Annotated in this window: 14 protein-coding genes; 13 read left to right on the top strand and 1 reads right to left on the bottom strand. The window is 73.6% G+C overall.

Annotated features, from left to right (window positions below; translation table 11 throughout):
- Positions 1 to 9: 9 nt before the first annotated feature.
- From ACFY0P_RS23370 to ACFY0P_RS23330, 9 genes are all read left to right on the top strand, one after another.
- On the top strand, positions 10 to 2,400 hold the full coding sequence (locus ACFY0P_RS23370; protein WP_388916213.1) for an MFS transporter: 2,391 nt from the start codon (positions 10 to 12) through the stop codon (positions 2,398 to 2,400).
- Positions 2,401 to 2,585: 185 nt separating this feature from the next.
- Positions 2,586 to 5,033, top strand: coding sequence for a SpoIIE family protein phosphatase (locus tag ACFY0P_RS23365; protein ID WP_388916210.1), 2,448 nt, complete (start codon positions 2,586 to 2,588; stop codon positions 5,031 to 5,033).
- 151 nt (positions 5,034 to 5,184) lie between these two features.
- Positions 5,185 to 5,910, top strand: a complete 726-nt coding sequence (locus tag ACFY0P_RS23360) for a class I SAM-dependent methyltransferase (RefSeq protein ID WP_388916207.1) — start codon at positions 5,185 to 5,187, stop codon at positions 5,908 to 5,910.
- A 77-nt stretch (positions 5,911 to 5,987) separates the two neighbouring features.
- The gene (locus tag ACFY0P_RS23355; RefSeq protein ID WP_388916204.1) at positions 5,988 to 6,821 is read left to right on the top strand and encodes a M55 family metallopeptidase; all 834 of its coding nucleotides are present in this window, start codon (positions 5,988 to 5,990) and stop codon (positions 6,819 to 6,821) included.
- Positions 6,814 to 8,118, top strand: a complete 1,305-nt coding sequence (locus ACFY0P_RS23350) for a M20/M25/M40 family metallo-hydrolase (RefSeq protein WP_388916201.1) — start codon at positions 6,814 to 6,816, stop codon at positions 8,116 to 8,118. The genes ACFY0P_RS23355 and ACFY0P_RS23350 overlap by 8 nt, the downstream gene beginning before the upstream one ends.
- A gap of 46 nt (positions 8,119 to 8,164) precedes the next feature.
- On the top strand, positions 8,165 to 10,099 hold the full coding sequence (locus tag ACFY0P_RS23345) for a prolyl oligopeptidase family serine peptidase (RefSeq protein WP_388916198.1): 1,935 nt from the start codon (positions 8,165 to 8,167) through the stop codon (positions 10,097 to 10,099).
- Between the two features lie 23 nt (positions 10,100 to 10,122).
- Complete coding sequence (locus ACFY0P_RS23340; protein WP_388916401.1) at positions 10,123 to 11,046, top strand: LD-carboxypeptidase; 924 nt, start codon at positions 10,123 to 10,125, stop codon at positions 11,044 to 11,046.
- Positions 11,047 to 11,143: 97 nt separating this feature from the next.
- Positions 11,144 to 11,698 (top strand): GNAT family N-acetyltransferase, encoded by a 555-nt coding sequence (locus ACFY0P_RS23335; protein ID WP_388916195.1) that lies wholly within the window; start codon positions 11,144 to 11,146, stop codon positions 11,696 to 11,698.
- Between the two features lie 57 nt (positions 11,699 to 11,755).
- Positions 11,756 to 13,708: a DUF5107 domain-containing protein gene (locus ACFY0P_RS23330; protein WP_388916192.1), complete on the top strand. Its 1,953-nt coding sequence runs from the start codon at positions 11,756 to 11,758 to the stop codon at positions 13,706 to 13,708.
- Here the strand turns inward: ACFY0P_RS23330 and ACFY0P_RS23325 are convergent, their stop codons facing one another.
- Positions 13,709 to 14,059: a VOC family protein gene (locus ACFY0P_RS23325; RefSeq protein ID WP_388916189.1), complete on the bottom strand. Its 351-nt coding sequence runs from the start codon at positions 14,057 to 14,059 to the stop codon at positions 13,709 to 13,711.
- An 88-nt stretch (positions 14,060 to 14,147) separates the two neighbouring features.
- On the opposite strand from ACFY0P_RS23325, the gene ACFY0P_RS23320 reads away from it, so the two are divergent.
- From ACFY0P_RS23320 to ligD, 4 genes are all read left to right on the top strand, one after another.
- Positions 14,148 to 14,591 (top strand): phage holin family protein, encoded by a 444-nt coding sequence (locus tag ACFY0P_RS23320; protein ID WP_388916186.1) that lies wholly within the window; start codon positions 14,148 to 14,150, stop codon positions 14,589 to 14,591.
- A 211-nt stretch (positions 14,592 to 14,802) separates the two neighbouring features.
- A complete protein-coding gene (locus ACFY0P_RS23315; protein ID WP_388916183.1) occupies positions 14,803 to 16,146 on the top strand; it encodes an NAD(P)/FAD-dependent oxidoreductase in 1,344 nt (447 codons plus the stop codon).
- Positions 16,143 to 17,990, top strand: a complete 1,848-nt coding sequence (locus ACFY0P_RS23310; protein ID WP_388916180.1) for a transketolase — start codon at positions 16,143 to 16,145, stop codon at positions 17,988 to 17,990. The genes ACFY0P_RS23315 and ACFY0P_RS23310 overlap by 4 nt, the downstream gene beginning before the upstream one ends.
- The gene (ligD, locus tag ACFY0P_RS23305) at positions 17,987 to 18,934 is read left to right on the top strand and encodes a non-homologous end-joining DNA ligase (RefSeq protein WP_388916178.1); all 948 of its coding nucleotides are present in this window, start codon (positions 17,987 to 17,989) and stop codon (positions 18,932 to 18,934) included. The genes ACFY0P_RS23310 and ligD overlap by 4 nt, the downstream gene beginning before the upstream one ends.
- Positions 18,935 to 18,951: the final 17 nt, after the last annotated feature.

Here is an 18,951-nt window from a genome sequence, read left to right as displayed (position 1 = left end):
GAGCGGTACGTGGGCGGAACGACGCTGGTGCAGTACGAGGAACCGGCCGCGGCGCCCGCGGACGCCCCCGTGCCGGAACCCGCTCCGGCCTCCGGACTCGGGCCGCGCCGCACCCGGCTGGTCTTCTGCGGGCTGATGCTCGCCCTGCTCCTCGCCGCGCTGGACCAGATGATCGTGGCCACCGCACTGCCGAAGATCGTCGGCGAGCTGCACGGCCTCGACAGGATGTCCTGGGCGATCACCGCCTACCTGCTCACCTCCACCGTCGGCCTCCCCGTCTACGGCAAGCTCGGCGACCTCATCGGCCGCAAGGGCGTCTTCCAGTTCGCGATCCTCGTCTTCGCCGTCGGCTCCGCGCTGGCCGGACGGGCGCAGAGCATGGACCAGTTGATCGCCTTCCGTGCCGTCCAGGGCGTCGGCGCGGGCGGGTTGATGATCGGCGTGCAGGCGATCATCGCCGACATCGTGCCGCCCCGGCAGCGCGGCCGCTTCATGGGACTGATCGGCGCCGCCTTCGGCCTCGCCTCCGTCGCCGGGCCGCTGCTGGGCGGGTACTTCACGGACCACCTCTCCTGGCGCTGGTGTTTTTACGTCAACGTGCCCTTCGGGCTGGTCACGCTGGCCGTCATCACCCTCGTGCTCAAACTGCCGAAGCCTCAGGTCCGGGCCCGTTTCGACGTGCTGGGCACCCTGCTGCTGGCGGCCGCCTCGACCTGCCTTGTGCTGCTGACCAGTTGGGGCGGGACCGAGTACGCGTGGGGCTCGCGCGTCATCCTCGGGCTGGGCGCGGGCGCGCTGGCCACCGGGGTGCTGTTCGCCGTCGCCGAGCACCACGCGGCCGAACCCCTCATCCCGCTGCGGCTGTTCAGGGACTCCGTCTTCAACGTCACCGGACTCGTCGGACTGGTCGTCGGGGTCGCCCTGTTCGGTGCCGCCAGTTATCTGCCGACCTTCCTGCAGATGGTCGACGGCGCCTCGGCGACCGGCTCCGGGCTGCTGATGCTGCCCATGATGGGCGGGATCGTCGGCGCCTCGATCGTCGCGGGACAGCTCATCAGCCTCACCGGGCACTACCGGATCTACCCGCTGCTCGGCGGCGGTGTGTCCGCCGTCGGGATGTGGCTGCTGTCCCGCCTCGAAGTCGGCACACCGCGCTGGCAGTACAGCATCTGGATGGCTGTCCTCGGCGCCGGGATCGGCATGGTGATGCCGGTGCTCGTCCTCGCCGTGCAGAACTCCGTACGGCCCGCCGACCTCGGCACCGCCACCAGTGCCAACAACTACTTCCGGCAGATCGGCGGCAGCGTCGGCGCCGCCGTCTTCGGCACCCTCTTCGCCGACCGGCTCACCGACGCCCTGCACAGACGTCTCCCCGCCCACGCCGGCACCCGCCTGCCCGACCCCGAGTCCCTCACCCCGCAGCTCGTCCACGCGCTGCCCCCTGCGCTGCGCGACGCCTACATCCGCGCCTACGCCGACGCGATGCCCAGGATCTTCCTCTACCTGGTCCCGGTGCTCGTCCTCGGCCTGCTCGTCGCCTGCTTCCTCAAGGAGAAACCGCTGGTGTCCCACCCCACCGCCGAAACGGCACCGACATCCGCCAACGCCCCGATCCCGCAGGCCCGGTCACCGCGCACCGGCGCCGGGATCCCCGTCTGCGGCACGGTGCAGCACCCCGACGGGACCGCGGTGCCGCGCGCCGCGCTCACCCTCATCGACGCCGTCGGCCGGCAGATCGGCCGGGGCGCCAGCGGCGACGACGGCCGGTATGCCCTGGCCACGCCCGGCTCCGGGGCGTACGTCCTGATCGCCGCCGCCGGCGGCCACCAGCCGCAGGCCGTCTCCGTGACGGTCGGCGAGCGGCCCGTCGAACTGGACGTCGTCCTCGGCGGCGCCGGGCGGCTCGCGGGCAGCGTGCTCACCGCCGACGGCACCCCGGTACGGGACGCCACCGTCACCCTCACCAACGTGCACGGCGAGGTCGTCGCCAGCGTCCGCAGCGGCCGTGAGGGCGGCTACGTGATCACCGAGCTGGTGGCCGGCGAGTACACCCTCGCCGCCAGCGCCCCCGCCTTCCGCCCGGCCGCCCTCCCGGTCACCGTCCAGGCCTCCCGGGAGACCCGGCAGGACGTCGAACTCGCCGGCGGAGCCGTGCTCAAGGGCACGGTCCGGGCCGGCGGCGGCCGGCCGGTGGAGGACGCGCGGGTGACTCTGCTCGACGCCGCCGGGAACGTCGTGGACACCCTCACCACCGGTGCCGACGGAACGTTCCGGTTCGTGGACCTGTCCTCCGGCGAGTACACGGTCATCGCCGCCGGTTACCCGCCGGTCGCCACCGTCCTCCAGGTTGCGGGCGGCGGCCGCACCGAACGCGATCTCCAGCTGGGCCACGAGGACTGAGAGCGAGGAGCGGCCGGGGCACGGTGGACGCGGTTCGCGCACCGTAAGGGGCGCGGACCTGCGCGCCGGTGCGACCCGGTGAAACCAATTCCAGGATTGCCACACATCGCGACCGGCGGCCACCGTACGGTAGTGGCGGGCGGCACAGATCTTTTGCGGAGCCGTGGGGAGAGAGGGCCTGGGCCATGGACCATGGCAGCGAGCGGGACACACATCCCAGCCTCGGTGCTGGGGACGGCGTGGCGGGCCGCATCCCCCTGGCCGTGGTCGTCGTCGACCGCGAGGGCCAGGTCTCGCACTGGAGCACCGGCGCCCGGCGGCTCTTCGGCGCCGCCAAGGAGGAGGCGATCGGCCGCTCCGTCCTCGACCTGCTGCCCGTCTCCGGCGCGCTCCCCGAGGACGACGAGATCACCCCGTACGGCGCGTACGCGGCGTACGACGGACTCGGCCCCGACCTGGAGTCCTCCCTCGACGGACGGCTGAACTACCCGGCCGCGGGCCGTGCCCGGCTCACCGTGCCCGACCGCGACCGGGCCGATGTGCTCTGGTGGGCCTACCCGCTGGTCGGGCCGGGGAACGAACGGCTGCTGGTGCTCGCCGCCGACGCCGAGCGGCTGCGCCGGGCCGAGCAGGACGAGGGCATCGCCTTCGAGCGCATCGCGCCCGGCTTCGCCCTGCACACCGACTTTCCGGGCGCGGAGGAACTCGCGCGCCGGCTGCCCGAGATCCTGCCCAGCATGAGCGTCGACGAAAGCGCCCGGATCGTCGCCCAGGTCCTCGAACTCGGCTACCCCATCCTGGAGTTCAGCCAGAACGACCGGGTGCCCGTGACCCCCGACTGGGGCGTCGCGCGGCGTACCGAGCGGATGGCCCGCCGCGAGCGCGCGGCGCGTGTCGCCGCCCAGGGCCTGCCGGTGCCCGCCGACCTCGCCGACGACGAGGGCGAGGACCTGGAGTACGCGGCCGTCCGCGAACGCCTGGAATTCCTCACCGAGGTCAGCGGGAAGATCGGCACCTCGCTCGACCTGTCCCGCACCATCGTCGAGGTCAGCAGAGCCGTCGTCCCCCGCTTCACCGATGTCGCCGGCACCTACCTGCGCGAACAGGTCGTCGCCGGCGAGGGTTTCCCGGACGGCGTGCCCGACACCACCACCATGTGGCACCGGGTCGCCCTGGAGCACACCGACGAACCCGGCCGCTGGGACGACGTCGTCCCCGTCGGCGAGGCCATGCCCTTCCCGGCACACACCCCGTTCTTCCAGTGCATGACCACCGGCGAGCCGGTCCTGGTGCCGCGGATCAGCGAGGAGATGGGCCACGCCATCGCCTCCCAGTTCGAGAAGCGGGACATCCGCCCGCTGATCACCGGTCGCTCGATGCTGGTCGTGCCGCTGAAGGCACGCAATGTCGTGCTCGGCTTCATGATCCTGCTGCGCCACCCGGCGCGCGAGATGTTCAACGACATGGACCGGGTCACCGGTGCCGAACTCGCCGCCCGCGCCGGGCTCGTGTTGGACAACGCGCGCATGTACACCTACCAGGAGAGCGTCGCCGAGACCCTCCAGGACAGCATGCTGCCGCACATCCCGCCGCGCATGGCGGGCTGCGACATCGCCACCCGCTATCTGCCGGGCACCCTGCTCGGCCGGGTCGGCGGCGACTGGTTCGACTCCGTGAAACTCCCCGGCGCCCGCACCGCCCTGGTCGTCGGCGACGTGATGGGCCACGGCCTCAACTCGGCCGCGATGATGGGCCAGTTGCGGACCGCCGTGCAGACCATGGCGGCGCTGGACCTGCCGCCCGCCCAACTCCTGCGCAACCTCGACGACCTGGCGCAACGCCTCGGCGACGGCTACCTCGCCACCTGCCTCTACGCCGTCTACGACCCGATCGAGAGCGAACTGCACCTCGCCAACGCGGGCCACATTCCTCCCGTGCTGGTGCGCGCGGTCGACGGGCGCAGTGAGCTCCTGGACCTGCCCACCGGGGCGCCCATCGGCGTCGGCGGGGTGGCCTTCGAGTCGCTGCGGGTGCGCGTCGAACCCGGCGACCGGCTGGTCATGTGCACCGACGGACTGGTCGAGATGCGCGGCGAGGACATCGGTGTCGGTCTCGCCACCCTCTGCGAGTCCGCCGCCCACCCGGCCGCCTCCATGGACGACGCCTGCGACACCATCATCCGCGCCCTCAACACCCGTGGCGGCCGCAAGGACGACGTCGCCCTGCTGATGGCCCGCCTCAACGGCATCGAGCCCGAGGACGTCGCCGAATGGCGGCTCGCCCTCGACCCGGCCGAGGTCCGCCGGGCCCGCGCCGTCGTGCGCGAGCAGCTCCACGACTGGGGCCTCGCCCGGCTCGCCGACCCCGCCGAACTGATGGTCAGCGAACTCGTCACCAACGCCGTACGGCACTCCCACAGCCGCCCGGTGCAGCTCCGGCTGATCCGCGGCGAGACCCTGCTGTGCGAGGTCGATGACGACGACCACACCCTGCCGACCCTGCTCGGCACGGACCCCGGCGCCGAGGCCGGACGCGGACTGCGGGTGGTCGCCACGCTGGCCCGGGAGTGGGGCACCAGCCGTACGGCGGCCGGGAAGACCGTCTGGTTCGAGCTCACCGCACCGCGCCGCTGACCCGCGCACCGCAGACCAGGGGGCGCACGTCCGTCGAACGCGTGGTGAAGGAAAGCGCCAGGCGCTTGTGGCCGAAACCCGCGCAGGGTAAACCGTACTGGCCCGTCACTTACGGCGGGTCATACGCGGCTGCATCCTGGGGAGTTGGGCCATGAGCGTGACGAGTCGGTACCGCAGTGCCTGGGAGGGCTTCTGGCGCGAGGCGCCCGACGAGCCGGGGGCGGTGTTCTGGGACGCCGAACCGGCCGTGACCGCCGCCGTCCATGCCGCCCTCTTCGAACCCCACCTCACCGACCCCGGCCTGCCCCTGGTCGACCTCGGCTGCGGCAACGGCACCCAGACCCGATTCCTCGCCGGCCGCTTCCCACGCGTCCTCGGCACCGACATCTCCGAGGCCGCCCTGGACCACGCCCGGCACGCCGACCCCGCCGGACAGGCCGGCTACCGACTGCTCGACGCGGCCGAGAAGAGCGAGGGCGAGGCCCTGCACGCGGAGCTCGGCGACGCCAACGTCTACATGCGGGGCGTTCTGCACCAGTGCGAACCCGACGACCGGCAGCCCGTGATCGACACGATCGCCACGCTCGTCGGCAGCCGCGGCCGGGCCTTCCTCGTCGAGCTCGCCGAGGCCGCCCGGCCCGTTCTCGGCGGCCTCGCCCAGAGCCCGTCGGGACCGCCGCCCAAGCTCGCCCCGGTCTTCCGGCACGGCATCGCCCCCGGCGAGGTCGCCGACGCCGCGGTCCCGGAGTACCTGCGCAACGCCGGCCTCGCCGTCCTCGCGAGCGGCGAACTGCCTCTGACCACGACCGAGGTCACGCCGGACGGCGAAGTGATCGTCCTGCCGTCCAGGTGGGTGCTGGCGGGACGCGACAGCTGAGGGAGGGGGCCGGACGGCGGCCGACCCGCCGTCCGCACCGTGGCCCCGGCCCCCTGCGGCGCGTAACGTGACGGTCCATGAAGATCCTCATCAGCGCCGACATGGAGGGCGCCACCGGGGTGACCTGGCCCGGCGACGTGCTGCCCGGCGCGCCGCAGTGGGAGCGGTGCCGGCCGATGTTCACCTCCGACGTCAACGCCGCCGTCCTCGGGTTCTACGACGGCGGCGCCGACGAGGTCCTCATCAACGAGGCCCACTGGAGCATGCGCAACCTGCTCCTGGAGCAGCTCGACGAGCGCGCCCAGATGATCACCGGCCGCCACAAGACCCTCTCCATGGTCGAGGGCGTCCAGCACGGTGACGTCGACGGCATCGCCTTCGTCGGGTACCACACCGGCGCCGGCATGGAGGGCGTCCTCGCCCACACCTACCTCCCGAACTCCGTCACCGGCGTCTGGCTGAACGACGTCCGCGCCAGCGAGGGCCTGCTCAACGCGCACGTCGTCGCCGAGTACGGCGTCCCGGTCGTCCTCGTCACGGGCGACGACCTGGCCTGCGAGGACGCCCTCGGCTACGCGCCCGAGGCCCTCAAGGTAGCCGTCAAGGACCACGTGTCGCGGTACGCGGCGGTGTGCCGGACGCCCGCCCGGACCGCCGCCGACATCCGTGCCGCCGCCAAGGACGCGGCCCGGCTCGCCGTACGGCACGAGCCCGTGACCGGCGGGCCCTTCACGATCGCCCTCGAGTTCGACGCGGAGCACCTCGCCCTGGCCGCCACCGTCGTCCCCGGCGTGGACCAGGTCGGCGAGCGGAAGGTCGCGTACACCGAGGGCACCATGTACGACGGCATCCGTACCTTCAAGGCGGTCACCACGATCGTCTCGGCCGCGGTGGAGGAGCAGTATGGCTGACGAGCAGGCACTGGAGGAGGTCGTCCGGTTCACCTCCGAGCTGATCCGGATCGACACCAGCAACTTCGGCGGCGGCGACTGCCGGGAGCGGCCCGCCGCCGAGTACGCGGCCGAGCGGCTCGCCGGGGCGGGTCTGGAGCCGATCCTGCTCGAGCGGACCGCGGGGCGCACCAACGTCGTCGCCCGGATCGAGGGGACGGACGCGACCGCGGACGCGCTCCTCGTCCACGGCCACCTCGACGTCGTCCCCGCACAGGCCGCCGACTGGAGCGTCGACCCCTTCTCCGGGGAGATCCGCGACGGGGTCGTGTGGGGGCGGGGCGCCATCGACATGAAGAACATGGACGCGATGATCCTGGCCGTGGTCCGGGCCTGGGCCAGGGAAGGGGTACGGCCGCGCCGGGACATCGTCGTCGCGTTCACCGCCGACGAGGAGGCCAGCGCCGAGGACGGCTCCGGCTTCCTCGCCGACCACCACCCCGAACTGTTCGAGGGCTGCACCGAGGGCGTCGGCGAGTCCGGCGCCTTCACCTTCCACGACGGCAGCGGCCGGCGCCTCTACCCGGTGGCCGCCGGGGAGCGCGGTACCGCCTGGCTCAAGCTCACCGCGCGCGGCCGGGCCGGACACGGCTCCAAGGTCAACAAGGAGAACGCGGTCACCCGTCTCGCCGCCGCCGTCACCCGCATCGGCGAGCACCGGTGGCCGCTGCGGCTCACCCCGACGGTCACCGCCGCCCTCACCGAACTCGCCGCCCTCTACGGCATCGAACCCGACCTCTCCGACGTCGACGTGCTCCTCGACAAGCTCGGCCCGGCCGCCGCCCTTGTCGAGGCCACCGTCCGCAACAGCGCCAACCCGACCATGCTGAACGCCGGTTACAAGATCAACGTGGTTCCCGGCGAGGCCGTCGCCTTCGTCGACGGGCGCTACCTGTACGGCACCGAGGACGAGTTCCGCGCCACCCTCGACCACCTCACCGGCCCCGACGTCGACTGGGAGTTCCACCACCGCGAGGTCGCCCTCCAGGCACCGCTGGACTCACCGACCTACGCCCGGATGCGCGCCGCCGTCGAGGAGTTCGCCCCCGACGGGCACGTGGTGCCGTACTGCATGTCGGGCGGCACCGACGCCAAGCAGTTCTCCCGGCTCGGCATCACCGGCTACGGCTTCACCCCGCTCGAGTTGCCCGAGGACCTGGACTACCAGGCGCTGTTCCACGGCGTCGACGAACGCGTCCCCGTCGCGGCCCTGCACTTCGGCGTCCAGGTCCTGGACCGTTTCCTGCGCACGGCATAGCACCGCACAGCACCGAGTGGCACGGCATCGGCGAGTAGGAGAGAACGTGGAGACGAAGGCGTACGGCTCCTGGCCCTCACCCATCGACGCGGCCCTGGCCGCCGCGCACGACGGCTTCGCCGAGTGGGTGGGCTTCGCCGGCGACGAGCCCTGGTGGACCGAGCCCCGGCCCGCGGAGGGCGGCCGCAGGACCCTGGTACGCGGCTCCACCGGCGAGTCCGTGCTGCCCGCGCCGTGGAACGTCCGCAGCCGGGTCATCGAGTACGGCGGACGGCCCTGGGCCGGTGCCGTACCCGACGGCGGCGATCAACCGCTGCTGGTGTTCGTCCACTTCGACGACCAGCGGCTGTACCGGTACGAGCCCGGCGGGGAGCCGCGGCCGCTGACCCCGCCCGGACCCCGGTGGGCGGACCCGCAGTTGCTGCTCGGCCGGGACGAAGTCTGGTGTGTCCTGGAGGAGTTCACGGGCGACGGCCCCACCGACGTCCGCCGGGTGCTCGCCGCGGTACCGCTGGACGGCTCGGCCGCCGACGACCGGGCCGCCGTACGCGAACTCACCGGCGAACGGCACCGGTTCGTCACCGGGCCGCGCCTGTCGCACGACGGGCGCCGGGCCGCCTGGCTCGCCTGGGACCATCCGCGGATGCCGTGGGACGGCACGGAACTGCTGGTCGGCGAGGTCGGCGCCGACGGAGTCCTGCACACGGTCCGCACCGTGGCCGGCGGTCCCACGGAGGCCGTCGCACAGGTGGAGTGGTCCGCGGACGACCGGCTGCTGTACACCAGCGACCGCAGCGGCTGGTGGAACCTGTACCGCGACGACGTACCCCTGTGCCCGCGCGAGGAGGAGTTCGCGGGACCGCTCTGGCGGCTCGGCCAGAACTGGTTCGCGCCGCTCGACGACGGGCTGATCGCCGTCCTCCACGGCCGCGGGCCGATGGCACTCGGGATCCTCGATCCGGAGACCGGCGAGATCGCCGACGCCGCCGGACAGTGGACCGAGTTCTCCGCCACCCTCGCCGTGCACGGCAACCGGGTGGTCGCGGTCGGCGCCGGCCCGCGCACCGCGCACGAGGTCGTCGAACTCGACACCGCCTCCGGCCGGGCCCGGGTCGTCGGCACCCCGCACCAGGACCCGGTCGACCCCGCCCACTACCCCGAGCCGCGGGTCCGCACCTTCACCGGCCCCGGTGGCCGCGAGGTGCACGCCCACGTTCATCCGCCCCACCACCCCGGCCACACCGCCCCCGAGGGCGAGCTGCCGCCGTACGTCGTCTGGGCGCACGGCGGCCCCACCAGCAGGGCACCGCTCGTCCTCGACCTCGCGATCGCCTATTTCACCTCCCGGGGCATCGGCGTAGCCGAGGTCAACTACGGCGGCTCCACCGGATACGGGCGGGCGTACCGGGAGCGGCTGCGCGAGCAGTGGGGTGTCGTCGACGTCGAGGACTGCGCGGCCGTCGCGCTGGCCCTCGCCGAGGAGGGCACCGCCGACCGCGCCCGGCTCGCGATCCGCGGCGGCAGCGCCGGCGGCTGGACCGCCGCCGCCTCCCTGACCGGCACCGACGTCTACGCCTGCGGCACCATCTCCTACCCCGTCCTCGACCTCACCAGCTGGGGCGCGGGGGAGACCCACGACTTCGAGTCCCAGTACCTGGAATCCCTGATCGGCCCGCTGGCCGAGGTGCCCGAGCGGTACGCCGAGCGGTCGCCCAGCGAGCACGCCGACCGGCTCACCGCGCCCTTCCTGCTGCTTCAGGGGCTGGACGACGTGATCTGCCCGCCCGCCCAGTGCGAACGCTTCCTCGCGCGGCTCGACGGCCGCCCGGTGCCGCACGCGTACCTCACCTTCGCGGGCGAGGGCCACGGCTTCCGCCGCGCGGAGACCCTGGTCCGCGCGCTGGAGGCCGAGCTCGCCCTCTACGCTCAGGTGTTCGGGCTGGACGTGCCCGGAATCCCCGAGCTGGAACTGGTGAAGTGACCGAAGTGGCGGAACTGACCGAAGTGGCGGAACTGACACGGCCGTCGAGGCTCTCCGCCGGCGCGCGGATCGCCGTCGTGGCGACGAGCGGACCGGTGGTGGAGGAGCGGCTCCAGGCCGGCCTCGACATCCTGCGCGGCTGGGACCTCGACCCGGTCGTCGCACCCCATGTGCTCGCCACGGACGGCGATCTGGGGTACCTCGCGGGCTCCGACGCGGAGCGCGCGGCCGACCTCCAGCAGGCCTGGTGCGACCCGTCCGTCTCCGCCGTGCTCTGCGCGCGCGGCGGCTTCGGCGCGCAGCGCCTCGTCGACCTGCTCGACTGGGAGGCGATGCGGGCGGCCGGGCCGAAGGTGTTCGTCGGCTTCAGCGACGCGACCGTGCTGCACGAGGCGTTCGCGACCCGGCTCGGGCTCGCCACCCTGTACGGGCCGGTGGCCGCCGGCGCCGACTTCGTCAAGAGCACCGAGGCGCAGGAGCATCTGCGGGCCACCCTCTTCGCCCCGGAGACGGTCCGCACGGTCCCTTCCCGGGGCGCCGCGCTGGTGGGCGGCCGGGCCAGGGGCGTCACCGTCGGCGGCTGCCTGCGGCTGCTCGCCACGGGCGTCGGCACCCCGCACACCCATTCCGGTGCCCGGGGAGGTCTGCTTCTCCTGGAGGACGTCGGAGAGGCGCCGTACAGCCTCGACCGCAGCATCACCCAGCTGCTGCGGTCCGGCTGGCTCGACGGCGTCGCCGGGATCCTGCTCGGCTCCTGGGACCGGTGCGGGCCCTACGAGCGGGTACGGCCGATGCTCCTCGACCGGCTCGGCGGCCTCGGTGTGCCGGTGCTGGAGGAGTTCGGGTTCGGGCACTGCGACGCGGCCCTGACCGTCCCGCTCGGGGTGGCCGCCGAGCTGGACGCGGACGCGGGCACGCTGACGCTGCTGGAGCCGGCCCTGCGCTGAGGACCCACCCGGAGGGCCGCGCCGCCGGGCTTGGCCCTCCGGGCCCGCGGGGCGTATTCGGGACAACGTCCGCGCCGGCTCGTCGTAGGGTGTCGGGATGCCGCACACCGCTTCCCGCTATCTCGCCGAGGGCCCCCGCGTGGGCATCCGCCACTTCACCTACGAGGACGGGGCCGAGTTCATCGCCCGTACCCGGGAGAGCAAGGACCTCCACCAGCCCTGGCTGTTCCCGCCCACCACGGACGCGGCCTACGCCGGCTACGCGGGACGGTTGATCGAGGACCGCAGCAAGGCCGGGTTCCTGGTCTGTGAGAAGGACGCCGACGGCGCCATCGCCGGGTTCATCAACATCAACAACATCGTCGAGGGCGGCTTCCAGTGCGGTGCGCTCGGGTACGGCGTGTTCGCGCATGCGGCCGGGCGCGGGCTGATGCGGGAGGCGATGGGCCTGGTCGTGGACTACGCCTTCGGGCCGATGCGGCTGCACCGGCTGGAGATCAACGCCCAGCCCGGCAACGCCGCGTCGATCGCGCTCGCGCGCGGTGCCGGGTTCCGGCTGGAGGGCTTCTCGCCGAACATGATCTACATCGACGGGGCCTGGCGGGACCACGAACGCTGGGCGATCACGGCGGAGATGCGGCCGACCGGCTGACCTTTGCGCAATCCTGACCGGCAGCTCCCCTGGCCGGCTCGCCCGGTGCCGGGTTCCATGGTGATCGTGACGAGGATCCGACGTGAGGTACTGACCCTGCCCGCGGCGGAGTTGGGCCCGGACAACCCGCTGCCGCCGCTCCGCCTCCTCGACGACGGGGGCACCGCCCACGCCCTTCAGGCAGTGGGGGATCACCGCGTCGACGAGCGTGACCGGGAGGACCTGCCCCGGGACGTGGCCCGCCGGCTCGGCCACGAACCGCTGCGCAGCCTCCTCCCGGTACGGATCCGCGACGGCTACGGCAGAACACGTACGCCTCGCGGGTTCGACGCCCTGGTCATCGAGAACGACCGGCTGCGCGCCACCGTCCTGCCCGGCCTCGGCGGCCGCGTCGCCTCCCTCGTGCACCTGCCCACCGGCCGCGAACTCCTCCACCGCAACCCGGTGTTCCAGCCCGCCAACCTCGCCCTCAACGGCGCCTGGTACGCCGGCGGCATCGAGTGGAACATCGGCGCCACCGGCCACACCACCCTCTCCTGCGCTCCGCTCCACGCGGCCCGCGTCCCCGCCCCCGACGGCGGGGAGATGCTCCGCCTGTGGGAGTGGGAACGGCTGCGCGACCTGCCCTTCCAGGTCGACCTGTGGCTGCCGGACGGCTCCGACTTCCTGTACGCCGGTGTGCGTGTCCGCAACCCGCACGAACACCCGGTGCCCGTCTACTGGTGGTCCAACACCGCGGTACCGGAGGACCGCCGGATCGTCGTCCCGGCCGAGGAGGCCTGGGAGTTCGGGCCCGAGCGCCGACCGCACCGGGTGCCTGCTCCGGCGTACGACGCCCAACCCCCGTACTCCTGCGACTGGTTCTACGACATCCCGGACGGGCGGCGCCGCTGGATCGCCGCGCTGGACGCCGACGGCCAGGGCCTGGTGCAGACCTCCACCGACGAACTGCGCGGCCGGAAACAGTTCGTGTGGGGCTCGGGGCCCGGTGGCCGCCGCTGGCAGGAGTGGCTCGGCGGACCCGGCACCGGCGGCTACCGCGAGATCCAGGCCGGACTGGCCCGCACCCAGCTGGAGCACGTCCGTCTTGAGGCGGAGAGCGAGGTGTCCTGGCTGGAGGCGTACGGCCCGCTGTCGGCGGCGTCGCCCGAGAGCGTCGCGGAGCGGCTGGAACTCGCCCTGCCGCGCGCCGGGTTCGAAGCCGCCCACGCCGCGTGGAAGCCGTATGCCGACACCGAACCCGGCGAACTCCTCGCCACCGGCTCCGGCTGGGGCGCCCTCGAAGTGCTGCGCGCGGACTGGAAGCTGCCCGGCACGCCGTTCGCCGAGCGGACGCTGACCGAGGAACAGGCTCCCTGGCGCGAGCTGCTGCGCACCGGCACCCTGCCCGAACCCCGCCGGGTGCGGCCGCCCGGACCGACCCTGGTCGCCCCGCACTGGCGGGACATGCTGGAGACGGCCCCCGCCACCCCGCACACCGAGTACCACCTCGGCGTCGCCCAGTGGCACGCCGGCGATCGCGCCCAGGCCGTCCGCAGCTGGGAGCGGGCCCTGCCGCTCGCCCCGTCGCTCTGGCCGCTGCTGCGCTGTCTCGCCGTCGCCGACCAGGAGTACGGGCAGCACGAGCGGGCCGCCGAGCGGTACGCCGACGCCTTCGACGACCTGTGCCGGGAGGTCCGTGACGACGGCGAGACCTGGACGGCGGCCTGCGCGGCGCTCGGCCGCGAGGCCGTCGAGGCGCTGCTGCGGGTAAGGCGGACCGCCGACGCCCGCGCCGTGTGGGCGGCGCTGCCGCCCGTGACCCGGGAGCGCGGCCGGTTCCGGCTGCTGGAGGCCGAGCTGCTGCTCGCGGAGGGGCGGCGGGCGGCGGCCCGAGCCGTGTTCGAGGCCGGGTTCGAGGTCGCCGACCTGCGGGAGGGGTCGGACGCGCTCGGCCGGCTGTGGGCGCGGCTCGGTGACGAGCCGCTGCCCGCCCGGTACGACTTCCGGATGCGGCCGCAGGACCTGTGATCAGTCCCGGTGCTGGTCGACGTACTCGAAGAGCGAACCGTCCGGGTGCATCGCGAGCAGGTTACGGCCGGCGGGCGTGGCCACCGGCCCCGCGAGGATGCGGGCGCCGAGGTCGTCCAGCAGCCGGTGGGCCGCGTCGACGTCCTTCACCGCGATCGTCGCGGCCACCTTGCGCAGCACCTCCAGCTCCGCCTCCGGTCCGCTCATCAGGAGGAAGGAGCCGACCGCGGCGACCTGGACACCGCCGCGTTCGAAGCGCTGGGCTCTGCCGCCGGAGAGGCGTTCGTAGAAGGGGATCGCGGTATCGAGGTCGTCGACGCAGATGCGCAGGGAGGCGCCCAGAATCTCCATGCGCCCGAGCCTAGTTGCCGCGGGCCGGGATGGCGTCACCTCCGGTGATCTCCTGTTACGGCGATTCCGGTCCGGGTACCCGCACGGTATGGAACACCTGGACCATCTCGAACATCTGGACAAGGACCTCGTCGACGAGCTGGCACAGGTCGCCCGCGAGACCGTGCGGGACGAACTGCGCGAGCAGGGCCGCAAGCGGCGGCGGGCCGCCCTGCTGTACGGCGCGTCCGGCGCGGTCGCCCTCTACGCCGGGGCCGCCGTGGCGCTGGCCATGGGGCTGGCGTGGGCGATCCTGCTGCCGGCATGGGCCGCGGCGCTGGTCACCGCGGTGATCCTGGGCGCGGTCGCCTATGCGCTGCGGGAGGCGGGGCGGCCGAAGAGGCCGCATGCGCCGCACCGGGTGATCGGAGGGACGGCGCCCGGGGCACCGCCCGGCGGGATGGGGCTGCCGTATCCGCCGATCCCGGCGGAGCCGCCGGGGGTGCCGGGCAGGACGGGTACGGATCCGGAGTCGCCTCATCACCGGGGCTGACGGGGAGCGCCGCCGTCTGCGTTGCGGTCGTGGTCCGCTGCGGGGCGATGGGGGCTGGTCGCGCCCACGCGACGGCAGCCGTATATGGGCCACAGCCCCGCGCCCGTTGGGGCGCGCTTCAGCGGGCGATGTTTCGACGCGCGGTGTTTCGAGGTCGAGCCTACGGTTACGTGGGTGGCCTTGGACCTCGTCGTAACCCCGGAGGCGCACCGTGAGTCGTCGACCCCGGATCGTGATCGTCGGCGCCGGGTTCGCCGGGTACCGCGCGGCCCGTACGCTCGCGCGGTCGGCCCGGGACCGTGCCGAGATCACCCTGCTCAACCCGACGGACTACTTTCTGTATCTGCCCCTGCTGCCGCAGGTCGCCGCGGGGATCCTCGATCCCCGGCGGATCGCTCTCCCGCTGTCCGGTGCCCTTCGTGGGGTGCGGACGGTGCTCGGAGAGGCGGCACGTGTCGAACTGGACGGGCAGCGCGTGCACTACACCGACCCCGAGGGCGTCGGCGGCAGCCTCGGCTACGAGCGGCTGCTGCTGACCGTCGGCAGCGTCAACAAGCTGTTGCCCATCCCCGGGGTCGCCGAGCACGCGCACGGCTTTCGGGGGCTGCCGGAGGCGCTCTATCTCCGTGACCATGTGATCCGGCAGATCGAGCTGGCCGCCGTCGCCCCCGACGCCGACCTCGCCGCCGCGCGGTGCACCTTCGTCGTGGTCGGCGCCGGGTACACCGGGACCGAGGTCGCCGCCCACATGCGGATGCTCACCGTCGACCTGGCCCGCCGCAACCGTCTGCCGCACGGGGTGCGGCCGCGCTGGCTGCTGCTGGACGTGGCGCCCCGGGTACTGCCCGGGATGGACGAGAAGCTGTCCCGCACGGCCGACCGGGTGCTGCGCCGACGGGGGGTCGAGGTGCGGACGGGGACCTCCGTGAAGGAGGCCACCCGGGACGGGGTGCTGCTCTCCGACGGGGAGTTCGTCGCGTCGCGGACCCTGGTGTGGTGCGTGGGCGTACGGCCCGACCCGCTCGTGGAAGGCATCGGGCAGCCCCTGGAGAAGGGGCGGCTCATCGTCGATCCGTACCTTCAAGTACCGGGCTGCGCCGACGTGTTCGCCTGCGGGGACGCGGCCGCGGTACCCGACCTCGTGAATCCCGGCGCGTTCACGCCGATGACCGCGCAGCACGCCTGGCGGCAGGGCCGGGTGGCCGCCGAGAACGTCGCCGCCTCGCTCGGCCTCGGACGGCACCGGCGCTCGTACCGCCATCGCGACCTGGGGTTCGTCGTCGACCTGGGAGGCGTGCAGGCCGCCGCCGACCCGCTCGGGGTGCCCCTGTCCGGGCCGCCCGCCGGGCTGGTGACCCGCGGCTACCACCTCGCGGCGATGCCCGGGGGCCGGGCCCGGGTCGCCGCCGACTGGCTGCTCGACGCCGTACTGCCGCGCCAGGGCGTCCAGTTGGGCCTCGTACGGTCCTGGTCGGTGCCCCTGGACACGGCCTCGCCCGAGCTGCCGAAGGCCCCCGAATCCGTCACGGACCACCCTCCGGAAGGAGCCTCATGAACACCGCCGAACTCGTAGAACTCGCCCAGCAGCTGCGCGTGGACAGCGTGCGGGCGGCCGCCGCGGCCGAGTCCGGGCATCCGACCTCGTCGATGTCCGCCGCCGATGTGATGGCGGTCCTGCTCGCCCACCATCTGCGCTACGACTTCGACCGGCCCGACCATCCGGGCAACGACCGCTTCGTCCTCTCCAAGGGCCACGCCTCGCCGCTGCTGTACGCCGCCTACAAGGCGGCCGGCGCCATCGACGACGCCGAACTGCTCACCTTCCGCAAACTCGGCAGCCACCTGGAGGGGCACCCCACCCCGCGCCGGCTGCCGTGGGTGGAGACCGCCACCGGATCGCTCGGCCAGGGCCTCCCGGTCGGGGTCGGCATCGCGCTGTCCGGGAAACGGCTTGAGCACGGCCGCTACCGGGTCTGGGTGCTGTGCGGGGACAGCGAGCTGGCGGAGGGCTCCGTGTGGGAGGCCGCCGAGCACGCCGGGTACGAGCACCTCGACAACCTCACCGCGATCGTGGACGTCAACCGGCTCGGCCAGCGCGGTCCCACCCGGCACGGCCACGACCTCGACGCCTACGCCCGCCGCTTCCAGGCCTTCGGCTGGCACACCGTGGAGATCGACGGGCACGACGTGGACGCCGTCGACCGCGCCTGCGGTGAGGCCGCCTCCACCGCCGGACAGCCCACCGTGATCCTCGCCCGCACCCGCAAGGGCCGGGGCGTCGCCGCCGTGGAGGACCGCGAGGGCATGCACGGCAAACCGTTGCCGGACCCCGAGGAGGCCGTCGCCGAACTGGGCGGGATCCGCGATATCCGGGTCCATGTGCAGGAGCCACAGGCGGCCCGCGCGCTGCACTCCGTGCCCACGGGCGCACTCGAACTCCCCCGCTACGACAAGGGGGAGGAGGTCCCCACCCGGGACGCCTTCGGCAAGGCGCTCGTCGCGCTGGGCCACGCCCGCGCCGATGTCGTCGCGCTGGACGGCGAGGTCGGCGACTCCACCCGCACCGAACTCTTCGGCAAGGAACACCCCGACCGCTACTTCGAGTTCTACATCGCCGAACAGCAACTCGTCGCCGGCGCCGTCGGCATGGCCGCGCGCGGCTGGGTGCCGTACGCCTCCACCTTCGCCGCCTTCCTCAGCCGCGCCCACGACTTCGTGCGCATGGCCTCCGTCAGCGGCAGCGGGATCAACCTGGTCGGCTCGCACGCGGGCGTGGCCATCGGTCAGGACGGGCCCTCCCAGATGGGCCTGGAGGACCTGGCGATGTTCCGCTCGGTGTACGGCTCGACCGTGCTCTACCCGTGCGACGCCAACCAGACCGCCAAGCTCGTCGCCACCATGGCCGGGCTCGACGGCATCCGCTACCTGCGCACCTCGCGCGGGGCGAGCCCGGTGATCTACGGCCCGGACGAGGAGTTCCCGGTCGGCGGCAGCAAGGTGCTGCGCTCCTCCGAGGAGGACCGGCTGACCGTGGTCGCCGCCGGGGTCACCCTGCACGAGGCGCTGAAGGCCGCCGACGCGCTCGCCGAGGACGGCATCCGGATCCGGGTCGTCGACCTGTACTCCGTCAAGCCCGTCGACCGGCAGACGCTGCGGATCGCCGCCGAGGAGACCGGCTGCCTGCTCACCGTCGAGGACCACCACGAGGAGGGCGGGCTCGGCGACGCGGTCGCGGAGGCGTTCGCCGACGGGCGGCCCGTGCCGCGGCTGGTGCGGCTGGCCGTCCGCACCATGCCGGGTTCGGCCGCCCCGGACCAGCAGCTGCACGCCGCGGGGATCGACGCCGACGCCATCGCGGCGGCCGGCCGGCTGCTGGTCGAGGAGGCGGTCGTGCGATGACCCCGGACGAGGTGCGGCCGGTACGGGCGGGCCGCCGGACGGTGCGGACGCACCGGCCCGACAAGGTGCTCTTCCCCGGCGACGGGGGCGGTGACGGCGCCGCGAAGGAGTACACCAAGGCCGACCTCGTCGACTACTACAAGTCCGTCGCGCCGTACCTGCTGCCGCACCTGCGCGGGCGTCCGCTGATGCTGGAGCGGTACCCCGACGGCCTGGACGGCCCCCGGTTCATGCAGAAGAACACCCCGGCCCACTACCCGGACTGGATCGGGCGGGCCGAGGTCGCCAAGGAGGGCGGGACCGTGACCCATGTGGTCTGCGGCGACACCGCCACCCTCGTGTACCTCGCCGACCAGGCCTGCCTGACCCTGCACCGCTGGCTCTCCCGCACCGCCGCGCCCGACCGTCCCGACCGGCTGGTCCTCGACCTGGACCCTCCCGGTACGGACTTCGCCCCGGTGCGGGAGGCCGCCGGCTGGGCCGGTGACCTGCTCGACCGGCTCGGGCTGCCGTCGGCGCCCATGACCACCGGGTCCCGGGGCCTGCACCTCGTCGTACCGCTGAACGGCCGGCACGACTTCGACGAGGTCCGCGGCTTCGCCCGGGACCTGGCCGACCTGCTCGCCGCCGAGCACCCCGACCGGCTCACCACCGCCGTCCGCAAGGACGACCGCGGCGACCGGCTCTTTCTCGACATGGGGCGCAACGCCTACGCCCAGACCGCCGTGGCCCCCTACACCGTGCGGGCCAGGCCCGGCGCCCCCGTCGCCGTTCCGATCACCTGGGACCAGCTCGCCGACCCCGCCCTGGACGCCCGGCGCTGGACCCTCGCCGACGCCGTCGACCAGGCACGGACCGCACCCTGGGCGGACATCCCCGCCCGGGGCCGGGCGCTCGGGCCGGCCCGGCGGCGGCTCGACGCGTTGCGCGACGCATCCGGCTGACCGCACCGCGTCAACGA

This window comes from Streptomyces sp. NPDC001714 (genome assembly GCF_042892755.1).
GTDB lineage: Bacteria > Actinomycetota > Actinomycetes > Streptomycetales > Streptomycetaceae > Streptomyces.
Note: the sequence above shows the minus strand (reverse complement) of the source record. Positions and strands in the feature narration are given on the sequence as shown.

What these genes read in the sequence shown, in the direction of transcription:
- ACFY0P_RS23320 (WP_388916186.1), top strand. Translation starts at nt 14,148, where the DNA reads ATGGAACACCTGGACCATCTCGAACATCTGGACAAGGACCTCGTCGAC.
- ACFY0P_RS23325 (WP_388916189.1), bottom strand. Translation starts at nt 14,059, where the DNA reads ATGGAGATTCTGGGCGCCTCCCTGCGCATCTGCGTCGACGACCTCGAT.
- ACFY0P_RS23360 (WP_388916207.1), top strand. Translation starts at nt 5,185, where the DNA reads ATGAGCGTGACGAGTCGGTACCGCAGTGCCTGGGAGGGCTTCTGGCGC.
- ACFY0P_RS23335 (WP_388916195.1), top strand. Translation starts at nt 11,144, where the DNA reads ATGCCGCACACCGCTTCCCGCTATCTCGCCGAGGGCCCCCGCGTGGGC.
- ACFY0P_RS23350 (WP_388916201.1), top strand. Translation starts at nt 6,814, where the DNA reads ATGGCTGACGAGCAGGCACTGGAGGAGGTCGTCCGGTTCACCTCCGAG.
- ligD (WP_388916178.1), top strand. Translation starts at nt 17,987, where the DNA reads ATGACCCCGGACGAGGTGCGGCCGGTACGGGCGGGCCGCCGGACGGTG.
- ACFY0P_RS23330 (WP_388916192.1), top strand. Translation starts at nt 11,756, where the DNA reads ATGGTGATCGTGACGAGGATCCGACGTGAGGTACTGACCCTGCCCGCG.
- ACFY0P_RS23355 (WP_388916204.1), top strand. Translation starts at nt 5,988, where the DNA reads ATGAAGATCCTCATCAGCGCCGACATGGAGGGCGCCACCGGGGTGACC.
- ACFY0P_RS23365 (WP_388916210.1), top strand. Translation starts at nt 2,586, where the DNA reads ATGGACCATGGCAGCGAGCGGGACACACATCCCAGCCTCGGTGCTGGG.
- ACFY0P_RS23310 (WP_388916180.1), top strand. Translation starts at nt 16,143, where the DNA reads ATGAACACCGCCGAACTCGTAGAACTCGCCCAGCAGCTGCGCGTGGAC.